Here is a 13,402-nt window from a genome sequence, read left to right on the forward strand (position 1 = left end):
ATCTTGTGGGTGTCGGCGAATTGAATGAAGATCACTATCGAATCATCGCAGGGTGGGCAGATCTCAGCCTGATCAGGAGATATCAACGGTTGCGCCGGGCGGGAGGACTACAAATCGCGATTCAAGGGAGCCCGGTCGACCGGACTCTGACCGTGCCCCGTTGATTGCCCCAGGGGCGTTGCGCTCTATTCGCTCATGCACCCATCGTTGGGCTTCGTCGGGTTCATTGCCCCAGGGCATGTCCGCCGGGGCAATGTGCGCAACCAAATCGTTGCCATTCACAATCAGCTTCACGCGCGCGCCGAACTCATCTCCGGCGCTCCAAATCTGCCAGCGCACGAGTGGGCCGCATATTCGATCCACATACTCCTCAACCGCACTGACCCCCGTGTTGTCGATCCCAGCCAGGGCGCCAGGGAGGCCGGCACGAATTTGATCAGGACGTTCCAGACTCCTGTCAACGATGTCCATCCGCTTACCGCTGAAGCTCGTGGAGACCCATTGCCGAGCAACGAGGTCCGCGTTGGGAAATGAGTAGCCGACGACGGCCAACGTCGAAGCTGAAGCCAGATAAGTTGCTGCTCTTCGCCATTGCGCCTTCAGTGCGAGATTGGAGTAGTACGGCCCTTTCGTAAGAGTCGGAGGGATGATCAGTGGCACTACATCGTCGAACCGTGACATGTATCGGGGTGGAACAGGGTCCTCGGGATCCTTGCGACCGTGCCAGGTGAGTCGATCCGCGGTAAGCACGATTCGGTCACTCGGAGAGGAATCCAACCCGCTGAACGCCCAACTTGTCGACCCGTGAAGCTTAAACATTCGAAGCAGAGGCGCAAGAGGGGAGAAAACTGAGAACATGGCCCCACCGTCGCCAGGAGTGCTGCGCGAGGATAGTGAGGTTGCGTAGAGATCGCCCCATGTCCCCAGCCGACCAAGCTGCGTGACCGCCCTCTCGACAAGCGTGTCGTAGTTGAAACTGAACACATTCGTTTCACTGTCGCACCAGGTCCAAGCAAGACGCAGTAGCCAGTCCGGCATCGGTTCGAGAACGACTTTCCCCTCCGCATTCAGAATGCAAGAGTTGACCGCGCCGCTGACGTCAGCGAAGAGTGCCCGATTTGTGCGGTTCTGCGAAGGTGTGAGCCACGGCTGATCCACGGAAAGGTAGGACATCCATTGCTCAAGGTCGCCCTAAAATGGGTCAAGCCGATTAGGGTTCAGCGACAATTGGCTCAAAACTTCGCCGCTGAGCTCCACCATCGTCGGCATGTGTTAACGCCGACTGAAAACAGGGCCACTAATGCCATCTGAAAACAGGGCCACTGTTGTGTGGTTCTAGTGTGCCTCAGTCGAGGTGGGTCCGTGGTTTTTGAGTCGGTAGCTGGTGCCTTTGAGGTTGATGACGTCGGCGTGGTGGACGATGCGGTCGATCATCGCGGAGGCGATGGTGAGGTCTCCGAAGACGTCGCCCCAGCGGGCGAATGGCAGGTTGCTGGTCATGATCAGTGAGGCGTGTTCGTAGCGGGATGAGACGAGTTGGAAGAACAGATTGGCGGCGTCTTGGTCGAAGGGGATGTAGCCGACCTCGTCGACGATCAGCAGGCTGTAACGGCGTAACCGTGCCAGTTCGGCGGGGAGTTTCCCGCGGGAGTGGGCTTCCTGGAGTCGTGCCACCCAGCCGGTCGCGGTGTCGAATAGGACCCGGTGGCCGGCCTTCGCCGCCTTGATCCCGATGCCGACGGCGAGATGGGTTTTCCCGGTCCCGGGTGGGCCGAGGAGGACCACATTTTTGCCTTCGGTGAGGAACACGCTGGTGCCCAGGTGGGCGATCAAATTCCGGTCGGCAGAAGGTTGGTGGTCGAAGTTGAAGTCCTCGAGCGCCTTGTATCCGGGGAACCGGGCAGCTTTGATCCGCAGGTTGGCGCCGGAGGCTTCCCGTTCGGAGACCTCTTTCGACAAGACCGCGGCAAGGTATTCCTCATGCGACCAGCCAGCGTCGCGGGCCTGGTCACCGAGGCGACGGAACGCATCACTGATGCGGGGTGCGCGCAGGGCGCGGGCGTAGTACTCGATCTGCGATGCCGCTTCACCCGTCGTCGGCCCGGTCACGACGCGACCGCAAGCACCGTCGGCACCGCGACGAGCGATGGGAGGGCCGTGTCGCGGTCGAGTGCGGGATCGACGCCGAACAGCTCGTCGTAGTGCGCCAGCGATGCCAGCTCGACGACCGCGGTGACCGGCGGTCGTCGCCGGTGTTGGGCCTGGAACTGGGACCGCAGCGCAGCTGCCCGGGTCACATGGGTGTGGTCGGTGACCGTCAGCTGCCTCGCCCACCTTCTGCGGTGCTCGGCGATCAGCACCCCATCATGGTGGACGGTCACCGTGTCCAGGCTCGCGGTCACGTCGGCGAGACGACCGATCATGGTCGGATCGACGGAGTAGTCGTTGCTGAACGCGCGGACGTAGTAATCCCGCGGCAAACGGACGCTATTGCGGAACATCACCTCCGGGGCCACCGGCGGCAGGGACCGCATCATCGCCCGGTCTGCGGCCACCAGCTCGTTGGGCCGGCCGCGGCGGCTGCGTGATAGGCGGGCATTTGCGACCGGTAACCACGCCTGAAGCTGGTCGTTGAAATCATCCGGGGACGCGAAGGCGCGGCCGGGTATGAACCGGCTGCGGAAGAACCGGTTCATCCGCTCGACCCCGCCCTTCGATTCCGGATCGCGGGCTTTGAGCAGTTTGATCTCGGTGCCCAGCGTTCCGGCGAACGCGGCGGCAGGGTCGGTGAGACGTCCGCGACCGATGCCGGTCTCGTTGTCCCACGTCAATCGGGCTGGCACCGCCCCCGCTTCCTCGATCAGGGACCACATTCCGCCGAGGAGATCCGGTGTTGTCCGCGACGGCAACATCCGCGCCTGCAGAAACCCGGAACAGGTCGATGTCATCACCAGCACCGGCGGCGCAGCCCGCTGGTCATCGCCCAGCGGGAGGTCTTCGTGCGGGAACCAGAGGTCGCACTGGATTTGGAAACCGGGCGGATGCACAAGCCGGTCGGCGGGGTCTGGCACCGCATAATCGGGTCGGATGCCGGCGACTTTGGCCCGGAACAGCGACTCCGATCCGGACCAACCCACACGCTCGGCAATCGTCGCGGCGGGCATCGTCGGCGTTGCCGCCAACAGCACCCGCACACCAGCAGCATGCACGTCAAAGCTTGAGCCAGATGCTGCTCGTTGATAGCCGGGTTGCCGGTCTTCAGCCAGAGCCCGATCGACGGTTCCCCGGGAAACTCCCACAAGTTGCGCGATGGCGCGTTTGGAGTGTTTGCCGGTGGAAAACAGGTGGCGTATTTCTGCCCAATCATCCAATTTGATCACCTTCCATGGTGGTTGGTGGCCCTGTTTTCAGTTGGCGTTTTTGGCCCTATTTTGAGTTGGCGTTAACAGCATGTGGTTGCTGATCGCGCGCGAGAATCCGGAGCCCAAGATGACGCACCGCTCACCGACAGTTTCAGGGACTTCGATGGGGGCGACCACATGCTGAGGCTACTGGTCAGAGGTGCCAGCAGGTCATCCAACACCTCTTCCCTCATAAAACAGCGGCGTTCATTGAGAAAAGGCGACGAGGTCGACGGTGAGCTCGATCCGCCTGCATGCGTGGCAAGCTTTTACTCTTTGACGCCAGTACGGGAGGAAACCTGTTCGGGTCCCCATGTGACACGAAGCCGGTGACGTCGGCCGACACTCGGACTCGCTCCAATTCCGTCCCGCTGGACGTTCGGCTATGGACCGATTGCGGGTACGGGGGGTTTCGCGCGTTTCTTCTGTGACCAAAGCTCGGGGTGTCGCCGAAGCCTGAATGAGGAGTTGAAATACCCGAACGAAATGATGAGGAAGACCAGCACGTTCATGATGACCGCAGGCAGGTCAGGAGTGAGCCCCCGGTGCGGCCAGAAGTCTCGAATGGCGCCACACCCCGCAAGCAGGTTGAGGGAGCCCAGTCAGTATCCGGCCTGTGGTCTGCCCGTCCACCGCCACCACGGCCGGGGTGGTGCAGCCGGTTCGAGGTGGCCGCGGAAGGTGCGGACTGCGAGCAATGTGTAGCTGAGGTTGATGAGGACGCCGATCGCGGCGTAGGGCCAGGATCGCCCGTCCAGTAGCCATGTCCTCAGTGCGAGAAAGAACAGCGCTATCGTCGCAGACCCAAGAACGATGTACAGCACCTTGTGCCGGACTGTGGTGATTCGCCAGTTCAGCTGCATGTGGTGAGCATAGTGGTGGGCGATCCCTTGGCCTGCCGGGCTCAAACCGAGTCGACCCACGTGCAACCCTGAAGCGTTGTCCGTTCGACCTTGAGCTTGCGGGCATCCTCCTTTGATCATGGTCATGTTCGGTGGTGAACTCATCATCGTCTTGAGTATTGTGAGCGGCGGGGTTCGGTTGCCGAGGTTACTCCCCGATGCGGGCGGGGTTCTCTCCGGAGTGTGTCGAGCGAATCTGTCGCAGTCGTTCACGGAACATCGCTGGTGTCAGGGACGCAGCTCCTGCAGGGCGAAGCAAATATCCGGTCTTCCCATCGACAAGATCCAACGCTAACTGCACATCAAAGGGTGGTCGATTTGCTAAGGACGTGACATAGCCGCTCTGGAACTCCGCGCGCGCTTTCAGTGACGCCACACCCGCGAGCACCGCGCCGGCCGCTATCTGCAGCGCGGCGACTGCCCAGCCGCTAATCGATACCCCGGCGGAAGGAAAGTTTCCAAACCCACCGAGAGTGGCCATGCCCGTCATTATTGCAAGGCCCAAAAGTGTCGGGACTAAGGCCCGCAGCCTCCATGTCCGGGCTGTTTCTCCGGGGAGGATAAGTCGCCGGATGTCCGGCGACCACGCACGAATGGCAGTCGCACCGTCTTCGCCTGGCGGTCGTGGTTCAAGTCCTAGGCGCCATATATCGAATCCTGCGACAGAGTGCATCGCATCGCTGACCCCGATCGCTGTAACTCCGACGTACCCTCGCCGCAGAGTGAGGAACGCGTTCGTAGCTGCCACCGATCTAGTTGTTGCGGCGGTGACGAACATTGCTACACCTACGCACCCAGAGAGCATCGTGGCGATACCGATTGCGCCCAGAAGCCCTATCGAGGGATCCCTTGGCGCGTTGAGCACAAACTGCAACCACCCGACGCCGACGCCGACGAGAGTTCCCAGAAGAAACCCGATCCCTGCAGCCTGTTGCCGTCTGCGCGATCGGAGCTGCGTTGCCGCGAAATCGCCTACCCGTGAAGCCCACAAATCCGGGGTATTCGTCATAGGCCAATCCAACCGCATCACGAGCGGAGGCCAGCCGGTAGCCACACGCCGAAGCCGGACAAATCGAGGACGCAACTGGCACGCGACGCGCGCACCACACGGGGCCAAACGCCGCGGCAGGTGAGAATTGCGACCGCACCCGTCTGAAATCCCACTGAAGGTACCGCTTACGACGCCTTTAGGCTACTGGCGTCGTGGGGGTGTATTCGATGGCGGCAAGAATCGCGGTGGTGCCCAAAAGCGAACTCATCCAGTTCGTCTTCTGCGTCAGTGCGATGATTCGCGCATCCGAGTATGGGAGTAACGCTTGCCGAAGGCTTTCGCTGGCTCGACCAAGATCGTTCCCTCGGACGGTGACAGTAACAAGGGCTTGTGTGTGCGTTAGTGCCATGCGCTGAGAGTAGCGGTTGAGGTTCGGCTTGCGGGTGATCTACGGCGTTGGCCTGTCTCGTAACCAAAACGTGGCGAATTCAGGTGGTGGTCGCAACACCGGCTTGATTTGACTGGTTCGAGAGTATCTCGGTCAGGACTTCTGCGGGGGTGCGGTAGCCGTGACGTTTCCGGGGCCTTGCGTTGAGTTCTGCGGCGACATTGTCGAGGATCCCGGGTCCGTGGAGGGAGAGGTCGATGTTCTTCGGAAAATATTGCCGCAGCAGCCCATTTGTGTTCTCGTTGCTGCCGCGTTGCCAGGGCGAGTGTGGGTCGCAGAAGCCCACAGACCCAGTCGTGGATCTTTGTCTTCCGCTTTCGCCCGCAGCTGCCTCTTCCCGCCCATGGCTACTATCGGAAGGGTCGCCACCGACTTGATGATGGTGGCCCGATCCGGAGAGGACACCCACCAGATGAAGCACATCACCCTCGGCACCAACGGACTTGAGGTTTCGCGCATTGGCCTTGGCTGCATGGGCATGTCAGCTTTCTACAGCGGCGCAGGCCGAGACGACGCCGGCGCAATCGCCACAATCCATCGCGCAATCGACCTTGGCGTAACTTTTTTTGACACCGCAGAAATATACGGGCCTTACACGAACGAATCGTTGCTCGGGCAGGCCCTTGCCGGTCGGCGCGAGAAAGTAGTGATCGCCACCAAGTTCGGCACCATCCTGCACCGCGGCGACAGTACTCGCGGCCTAGATGGCAGTGCAGAAAACATTCGACTCTCAGTCGACGGCTCGCTGTCTCGACTCGACACTGACTACATCGATCTGTACTACCAACACCGCATGGATCCAGGCACACCGATCGAGGACACCGTCGGCACGCTGGCCGAACTCATTGCAGAAGGGAAAATCCGCGGCTACGGTCTGTCCGAAGCCGCCCCAACTACTCTTCGTCGCGCTCACGCTGTGCACCCGGTCACCGCACTGCAAACCGAGTACTCACTCTGGTCCCGGGATGTCGAGGCCGAAATTCTCCCGGTCGTCCGCGAACTCGGTATCGGCTTCGTACCCTACGCCCCACTCGGCCGCGGATTCCTCACCGGCACCATCCGCTCCCTCAATCAGCTGGAAGACTCCGACTTCCGTAAATCCAATCCACGATTCCTGGGCGATAACCTAGAGGCGAATATCCGTATCGTCGAGCAAGTGGATGCTGTAGCGGCGGACCTGGGAGCCAAGCCCGGGCAAGTCGCTCTCGCCTGGCTACTGGCCCAAGGAGACGACATCGCACCAATCCCCGGCACAAAACAAATCCACTACCTGGAGGAGAACGTCGCCTCCGATACCCTGATCCTGTCAACAGCGCAACTCGCAACCCTGGATAGCCTCGCAACCGCGTCAGGCGACCGTTACGCCGACATGAGCCCCCTCAACCTCTAAAGGAATCCGCCACGAAGGGCCATTGCAGAATAAACGGCCGGGGACTCAGGAAAAGGTACAGGAGATCGCGAGATCGCGAGATCGCTGTGATCCTCGGCGGCAAGTTGCCCTTCCATGCAGCTGACAGACAAAAGCTCGCCATCGCTCAATCCGTTCAGGTCTGTCAAACATGTAGCTGCACGCAACGCCCCAATCGAGTCACCCCGCTACACGGTTAATGGAGGTCCAGCGAGTCGCCGCGGGGTGAAGCGTGAATCGTCCCGGATTTTCTGCCGCGTTCTTCTTGGTGAAAAGACAGGACTCAGGCCGAGAAAGTGCCCGGTCGAGGTTCGGCTTGCGGGCAAGTCCCGTGTCGCAGAATTGCTGCCATCTCGCACCATGACAGTCGCGGACACCTTCTGCGCTCAGGGCGAACCGTTCGTTTTTTGATTCGCTATTGCGATTGACTGAGCGTCATCATGCGCACACTCATTCTTGGCGGGACGGCATGGCTCGGTCGCGAGATAGCCGAGCAGTTGGTTGCCAGAGGCGAAGACGTGACATGCCTTGCTCGCGGCGAGTCGGGAGCAGTTCCACCCGGCGTGACATCTGTGCGCACTGACAGGCGAGATCCTGGTGCCTACGACTCGGTCAAAGGAAGCGACTGGGACGAAATCATCGAACTCACTTATGAGGCCGACCTCGTCACCGGTGCGCTTGAGGCCTTGGCCGACAACACGCAACACTGGACGCTGGTTTCGTCCGTCTCCGTATACGCAAGCAACAGCGAACCGGGTGCTGATGAAGAAGCCGCCCTCGTCGAGCCGACCGACCTCGATAATTACGCGCACGCTAAAGTCGCCGCCGAACGGGCCACGACAGAGGCAATCGGCGCTCGCCTACTCATCGCGAGACCGGGTCTTATCGCTGGGCCGGGCGATACCAGCGACCGTTTCAGCTACTGGGTATCGCGCCTGGCACTCGCTCCGCACGAATCCGTTCTCGTGCCCGATGTGCATGATCGTGCCGTGCAGTTCATTGACGTTCGAGATCTCGCTGGGTGGCTCATCGATGTCGGCCGCCGAGGTCTCACCGGCGTTTACAACGCCGTCGGCAGCGAACGCGACCTTTCAACTGTCCTGCGTGCTGCCGCGCAGGTCGCGGGCCATGCCGGCGCACTCATCTCGGCCGACGATGACTGGCTGACTGCACAGAATGTCAACTATTGGGCTGGTCTACACTCCCTGCCGCTCTGGCTTCCCCGCAGCGACGCCGGCTTTGCCCGACGCAGCCGCAGCAGGTACCTCGCCGCTGGCGGCACCGAGCGAAGCCTGAAGCAGACGCTCGAGGACGTGCTCGCGGAAGAACGAACACGCGGACTCGACAGGCAACGACGATCAGGCCTCACCCGAGAAGAAGAAAACCTTCTCCTCGACAAAATCAGCGAGTAGGCAACGCAAGGAACCGAGCTGTCCCGCAGGAGGTTCGGCTTGCGGACTGCTGGCCTGTTTGTGTTGCAACTCGATAGTGTCGTTTCATGCCTCTCGCGTTAGTAACCGGCTCTGCACGGGAGAACAGCATTGCCGCAGGGGTTGTGCCACGTCTTCGTGCGGACGGATGGCATGTGGTGACCTGTGATCTGGAAAACGCTGACTATCTGTTCGATCTTTCGACCGCGGCCGGTCCTGCGGCTTTGATCGAGGCAGTAATGCGAGACGAAGGTCCGATCAGCGCACTCGTTCTTAGCCATGCTCACGATGTCGAGTCGGGGGTTCTCGACACGACCGCCGAGAGTTTTGACCACCACATCGCGGTCAACGCGCGAGCGAGCCTCCTGCTCATCGCAGCGTTTGCCCGCCAGATCCCTGAGGCAGGCGGAGCAGTTGTCGCACTCACCAGCGATGCCACCACCGGGAACCTCCCGTACGGGGCCTCGAAAGGCGCGTTAGACCGCATCGTCATATCGGCTGCGCGGGAGCTTGGGCCAATGAGAATCTCCGCCAATGTTCTCAACCCCGGTCCGATCGATACGGGGTGGATGGATGAAAGCACTCGACAGGAGCTCACGCCCCGGCACCCGTCGGGGCGCCTCGGCCAGCCCGCCGACATCGCAAGCGTCGTCGCTTTTCTGGTCTCTAGTGAGGGTCGTTGGATCTCGGGGCAGCTGCTCAACGCAGACGGCGGATTCTCTGCGCGGTTCTGAATCCGGATCGATGACCGTTTGAGGTTCCGCTTGCGGGCTGGGTTTCGATGGTAACGACCCGTCCTTTTTTTTCTGCATAGTCTGCGTCGTTTTATTCGCCGCAGCGCTTCCGCCGACTGTCGCTTGGGTTGCGGGTTTCGCGCGTGTATGTGATCGATCGGCTTGTACCGTCCACCGCATGCTACTGAGATATGTTCGCTCTATGGATGAGCTTCATAGGTTGAACTCCACATCGGACTCCGTCGATGAACCGTTTGGATCCCCCCGTCAGCGACCCGCGCGCCGGGAGAGGTTGGGGGTGCGGCGGGTTTATGGCTCAAACGTATTGTTGGTTGATCTGGTCGCGTCGGTAGTTCTCACCGTGGTGCAGGCTGTCGCCAGCGGGTTCTTGATCTTCGGGAACATGTTCCTCGGGTTCGCATTCGATGCGTGTGGTGCTCCGAACCCTGCATGCAACTTCGCCCTGGGGACCGGTGCCTTTTTTGTTGTTCCCGTGGTTGCGCTGGGCGTCTTTGCATCCACGGTTGCATTGGTCGTCAAAAATCGAAGTACGTCACGACTGAGTTGGTGGATTCCGGTCGCTGGAATTGGGGTGACGGTGGTCTCGCTCGTTGTTGCCATGACGGTGATGAGTATCGCGGTGGGCCGGCCGATATCCTGAAAAGCCGGGCATGTCTCGGGCTTGCCCGGTCGTTGAGATATCACTTAAGGTTCCCCTATCGGCCGCGGCTTGTCCTACACCGACGAGCCAATTCAGAGGGCTGGCGGCAAACGGGGCGCACGGTGTGGAGCCAAAAAATGACAGCAGCCCCATGCCGTCGATTTCTACTGTCAGCGCTTCCGTTTCAGCTTGCGCTTCCGATTCGGTTGCGGTGTGCCCGCGGATTTGACCGGCTCGTGCAGGACGGTCGGGTCTCCGTTCCCGCCTCCAAGGCTAGCGACGATTGACTGCGCAATATCGACGGTAAAAGCGGCAAGTCGATTAAGCACAGGTTTGAGATTGCTCATGCGATTATCCTACGGAGGCGGGTACGCGGGACGCGACCCAGCCAAGCTGCAACACGTCCGAATCTCACACAGACTTGACGAACTTGACCGCCGCGAGAATAGGCCAAGTAGCTGTCGCGTTGGTGGTCCGGCTTGCGCGCGGTGAGCGAAGGCATCGACGGTGATCCGCTCCGTATTGCGTGAGCCATCTACTTACGATTGTGCGGATTTTGTGCTGCGCCGTAGATCCGACGCAGCACGGCGGGGTCGACGCTGGCAGACACGCGCTGGCCGGCAACGGAAGGGAACAGTCGGCGCTTGTTCGAAAACAACTCGGTCGAGTTGATATCCGGTATGGCTCGCTGATGAAGATGCAGCTTGGATTCGTATGTGAATCCATGCCCGTTGCGAAGCGGCGCGAGTTCAGAGGTCACCCACTCGTACACAGAGGATTCGATGAGCTGATAGTCGATTGCTCGAGTGGCAGCCGCTGCGATCCAATCGGCGAACTGGATGTTTGCACTCAGAATGCTATCGACGTGCATTGGCGGTTCGATGATTCGCTTCATCTCTTGGCGTTCCGCGGTGCGGCTGAGAATATGGCCGTACATATTCGGAAGCCGCTTTGCTCGCTGAGACTCATTAATTTGGTCGAGGAGAACCATCAGGTTCTTGTCCTGAACTTCGGCATGCCGACAGAGCCTGTTCAGAGATTCGCGCATCGCCGCGCTCTCCCGTTCTTCGACGTTGAGATCCGTCTGCTTGGGGGTCCCTATCGGCTTCTCGTCGGCGTAGTAAAAGACGCGACCACCGAGAGCAATGAGGCGTTTGACCAGAGCATTGAAAACGCGGATCTGTTGAGGGTACTTCTGGTGCGTGGTTGGCCGGAAAATATCGGCTCCCTTGCGCTCCCACTGGCCGGGATTATCTTCGCCCGCCAGATCGGTAGCGAAAAGAGCTCGCTTCTCTCGTGTAAAGATCGCGCCGAATGCTCTTGCGCTGTCTTCTGGGAGGACGAGGCCCGCGTAGCCAAAGGCGGAGCTGGTGTTGTACCGAACATCAGTTTTAGCGACCAACGCGCCAGTTTCGCCGATTTCGTCGATGTACGCCAGGAGCATGATTGATTATCGCCTTAACGCAGAAACCCACGCTAAGCGTGGGTTTCTCGAATTGGCGCTCTGAGAACTATTTCATCCCCGCTACCAGATATGACACTAGCACTTAGCGCTGTGTGATCATCAACTAGATAATCTGATGTTCTCCCCAGAATTTCGGGAGAGCCGTGCTGACTAGCTCGTGCAGTGGAATCAATGTCTCTATTTTACCAGCGACGGTAGTGACCGGGTCATGATCCGTTTTCCGCATCCGAGACGCCGACGAGGCAGATAGGTCGATTTCGACCTAGTCGGCGAATGCTCACTGTGGGATCCGCTTGAGGTCGCTGTCACGGTGAGCGTTCCCCTTACGCGCATCTCAGTGCAGACGTCGGCAGGGTTGGCTTCACGCGATTCGGTCCCGCTGAGCGTCCCGCATCCGGACGCTGAATCCCGAAGTTGACATAAGTAACGAAAGGGTCATATTTGTTTTATGAATGAGTTCAACGAGAGTCTCGATGCAAATGTGAGTAGTACCGATCGTGAACATCGGACCGCTCTGCACTATGCAGCGATGGACGGGGATGTGGAAGCTGTCGATGGACTCCTAGAGGCGGGATCCAACGTGAACGCGGCAGACGACGGCGGCTATACCCCGCTACATTTTGCAGCCCAGTATTTGCGCTCCGAAGTAATCACGTTGCTGATTGCACACGGCGCTTCTCTGGAAGCCGAAGACCGTTGGGGGAACACCCCACTTTGGCGTGCAACGTTTTCTACAACCGAAGACGGTGCCGCGGTGATGATCCTGCTGCAGGCTGGTGCCGATCCTTTGCACGCGAACCGATCCGGTAATTCGCCAATCTCCCTAGCTAGGAAAATTGCCAACTATCCGACGGCACGTTTGTTCGCCCACTTGCCTTGAAGCTGTATGAGAACGAGGGGATTGGCGCTCAGGCGGCACGGTCTACCAATTTGGTGATGAGATGTACACGGTCATCGAGCCTCCAGCCTGGTGGCGCAATGCTTACTCGTGGTGTCGAAGCGCTGGCCTGCTGCATCTGGGCTCTTGTTGGCGATTTCACGGTTCTATTCGCCCCGGATGAATCGAGTTTTACCGCCAGCGACGCGTTTGTATGCGAGATGTGATCACCAGACTGAGGCTACCCGACCACATGGCATTCTGCGTCGTCGGGGAATACAGAGGTTCACAAGTGGGATTTTGCCTCTGTCGAAATCATCAGATATGGCGAAGCAGAGCCTGGTGCGCTTCGGAATTCTCCGGTCAGACCACGGACGGGTTCGGGACATGAGACGGCAGAGTCGGAGCCTATTGACGACCTGACTCCGAGCGACGACCTCGGCCAGAAACCGTTTTTGCTGATTGCTGGATCTCTGCCTGCAGCATCCGGTAAAGGTCCGGCTTATGGGCGGCCTAAATCTATCTCGCGGTGCCGTCGACCAGCGGTCCGATGATCGTCCTGGATCGTGCGCCGTTGCGGTGTGGATTGGGCCGTTTGGGGGAGTGGCTGGGGAACGACCTGTCTGTTAGAAAGTGAATACATTTTTACTGCACCTATCGATTCTCATTAGGGCATATGGCTGTTCGGTCTGAGGTGAGAGGGCCTTCACTTCGTCGTATCTGAATCACCGTTTTTAGGGGGAAATTGTGCTGGTCGCTCCAACCGATACCCCGATACAAGGTGGTCAGAAATTCTTGAAGGGACCTCGTGGGCTCCAGAATTAGGAGTTCCGCCAGTCCTACCGCTACCACCGTGATCCGCTCTTCCCACCGAGCGCAGCGATCGCATCGGGTGGGGCCGCCTTCTCAGCTCCTGAACAACATCTCAACGTGATTCAAGGCATGGGCCAAACTATGGTCCGCGATTGTCAAACCGGTGCGCCGGTCGCGGCAGACATCGAGCTTGTTCGGATTGTGAACGGCCGCGCCGGTGGCAACAACTACAACTGTGTCCCGTGAGGATTCCCATGAATAAGCGTATTGGC

13 protein-coding genes and 1 pseudogene are annotated in these 13,402 nt (G+C 59.7%); 5 read left to right on the top strand and 9 right to left on the bottom strand.

The genetic code is table 11. The features are described from left to right. Window positions 1-72: 72 nt before the first annotated feature. The 7 genes and pseudogenes from RCH11_RS16405 to RCH11_RS16435 form a co-directional block, all read right to left on the bottom strand. Entirely contained in the window at window positions 73-1,173 is a 1,101-nt protein-coding gene (locus RCH11_RS16405; protein ID WP_327058100.1) for a hypothetical protein, read from the bottom strand. 162 nt (window positions 1,174-1,335) lie between these two features. Then, the gene (gene istB / locus RCH11_RS16410) at window positions 1,336-2,109 is read right to left on the bottom strand and encodes an IS21-like element helper ATPase IstB (RefSeq protein ID WP_327058101.1); all 774 of its coding nucleotides are present in this window, start codon (window positions 2,107-2,109) and stop codon (window positions 1,336-1,338) included. After that, on the bottom strand, window positions 2,106-3,380 hold the full coding sequence (locus RCH11_RS16415) for a Mu transposase domain-containing protein (RefSeq protein WP_327058102.1): 1,275 nt from the start codon (window positions 3,378-3,380) through the stop codon (window positions 2,106-2,108). The genes istB and RCH11_RS16415 overlap by 4 nt, the downstream gene beginning before the upstream one ends. 623 nt (window positions 3,381-4,003) lie before the next feature. Further along, window positions 4,004-4,264 (bottom strand): hypothetical protein, encoded by a 261-nt coding sequence (locus RCH11_RS16420; protein ID WP_327058103.1) that lies wholly within the window; start codon window positions 4,262-4,264, stop codon window positions 4,004-4,006. 187 nt (window positions 4,265-4,451) lie between these two features. Next, window positions 4,452-4,784: a hypothetical protein gene (locus RCH11_RS16425; protein WP_327058104.1), complete on the bottom strand. Its 333-nt coding sequence runs from the start codon at window positions 4,782-4,784 to the stop codon at window positions 4,452-4,454. Window positions 4,785-5,490: 706 nt separating this feature from the next. Further along, entirely contained in the window at window positions 5,491-5,703 is a 213-nt protein-coding gene (locus tag RCH11_RS16430; protein ID WP_327058105.1) for a hypothetical protein, read from the bottom strand. Window positions 5,704-5,782: 79 nt separating this feature from the next. Then, window positions 5,783-6,031, bottom strand: a pseudogene (locus tag RCH11_RS16435) (transposase); the annotation flags it as partial. A 123-nt stretch (window positions 6,032-6,154) separates the two neighbouring features. Between RCH11_RS16435 and RCH11_RS16440 the strand changes: the two are divergent. The 4 genes from RCH11_RS16440 to RCH11_RS16455 all read left to right on the top strand — a co-directional run bounded on the left by RCH11_RS16440 (window position 6,155) and on the right by RCH11_RS16455 (window position 9,975). Further along, entirely contained in the window at window positions 6,155-7,132 is a 978-nt protein-coding gene (locus tag RCH11_RS16440; RefSeq protein WP_327058113.1) for an aldo/keto reductase, read from the top strand. Between the two features lie 458 nt (window positions 7,133-7,590). Next, window positions 7,591-8,562 carry an NAD-dependent epimerase/dehydratase family protein gene (locus RCH11_RS16445; protein ID WP_327058106.1) on the top strand — a complete coding sequence of 324 codons (972 nt, stop codon included), beginning with the start codon at window positions 7,591-7,593 and terminating at the stop codon, window positions 8,560-8,562. Window positions 8,563-8,648: 86 nt separating this feature from the next. Next, window positions 8,649-9,314, top strand: coding sequence for an SDR family oxidoreductase (locus RCH11_RS16450; protein WP_327058107.1), 666 nt, complete (start codon window positions 8,649-8,651; stop codon window positions 9,312-9,314). 202 nt (window positions 9,315-9,516) lie between these two features. Next, window positions 9,517-9,975, top strand: a complete 459-nt coding sequence (locus RCH11_RS16455) for a hypothetical protein (RefSeq protein WP_327058108.1) — start codon at window positions 9,517-9,519, stop codon at window positions 9,973-9,975. Between the two features lie 170 nt (window positions 9,976-10,145). On the opposite strand, the gene RCH11_RS16460 is transcribed toward RCH11_RS16455, so the two are convergent. After that, a complete protein-coding gene (locus tag RCH11_RS16460; RefSeq protein ID WP_327058109.1) occupies window positions 10,146-10,322 on the bottom strand; it encodes a hypothetical protein in 177 nt (58 codons plus the stop codon). A gap of 188 nt (window positions 10,323-10,510) precedes the next feature. After that, a complete protein-coding gene (locus RCH11_RS16465; RefSeq protein ID WP_327058110.1) occupies window positions 10,511-11,419 on the bottom strand; it encodes a DUF3800 domain-containing protein in 909 nt (302 codons plus the stop codon). A 469-nt stretch (window positions 11,420-11,888) separates the two neighbouring features. Here RCH11_RS16465 and RCH11_RS16470 point away from each other — a divergent pair, with 469 nt between their 5' ends. Continuing rightward, entirely contained in the window at window positions 11,889-12,320 is a 432-nt protein-coding gene (locus tag RCH11_RS16470; RefSeq protein WP_327058111.1) for an ankyrin repeat domain-containing protein, read from the top strand. Window positions 12,321-13,402: the final 1,082 nt, after the last annotated feature.

It is taken from the genome of Glaciihabitans sp. GrIS 2.15, from assembly GCF_035984695.1.
Lineage (GTDB): Bacteria > Actinomycetota > Actinomycetes > Actinomycetales > Microbacteriaceae > Lacisediminihabitans.

Excerpts from the sequence above, each read along its gene's own strand:
- RCH11_RS16405 (WP_327058100.1), bottom strand. The coding sequence starts at position 1,173 with ATGTCCTACCTTTCCGTGGATCAGCCGTGGCTCACACCTTCGCAGAAC.
- RCH11_RS16420 (WP_327058103.1), bottom strand. The coding sequence starts at position 4,264 with ATGCAGCTGAACTGGCGAATCACCACAGTCCGGCACAAGGTGCTGTAC.
- RCH11_RS16425 (WP_327058104.1), bottom strand. The coding sequence starts at position 4,784 with ATGGCCACTCTCGGTGGGTTTGGAAACTTTCCTTCCGCCGGGGTATCG.
- RCH11_RS16430 (WP_327058105.1), bottom strand. The coding sequence starts at position 5,703 with ATGGCACTAACGCACACACAAGCCCTTGTTACTGTCACCGTCCGAGGG.
- RCH11_RS16440 (WP_327058113.1), top strand. The coding sequence starts at position 6,155 with ATGAAGCACATCACCCTCGGCACCAACGGACTTGAGGTTTCGCGCATT.
- RCH11_RS16445 (WP_327058106.1), top strand. The coding sequence starts at position 7,591 with ATGCGCACACTCATTCTTGGCGGGACGGCATGGCTCGGTCGCGAGATA.
- RCH11_RS16450 (WP_327058107.1), top strand. The coding sequence starts at position 8,649 with ATGCCTCTCGCGTTAGTAACCGGCTCTGCACGGGAGAACAGCATTGCC.
- RCH11_RS16455 (WP_327058108.1), top strand. The coding sequence starts at position 9,517 with ATGGATGAGCTTCATAGGTTGAACTCCACATCGGACTCCGTCGATGAA.
- RCH11_RS16460 (WP_327058109.1), bottom strand. The coding sequence starts at position 10,322 with ATGAGCAATCTCAAACCTGTGCTTAATCGACTTGCCGCTTTTACCGTC.
- RCH11_RS16465 (WP_327058110.1), bottom strand. The coding sequence starts at position 11,419 with ATGCTCCTGGCGTACATCGACGAAATCGGCGAAACTGGCGCGTTGGTC.
- RCH11_RS16470 (WP_327058111.1), top strand. The coding sequence starts at position 11,889 with ATGAATGAGTTCAACGAGAGTCTCGATGCAAATGTGAGTAGTACCGAT.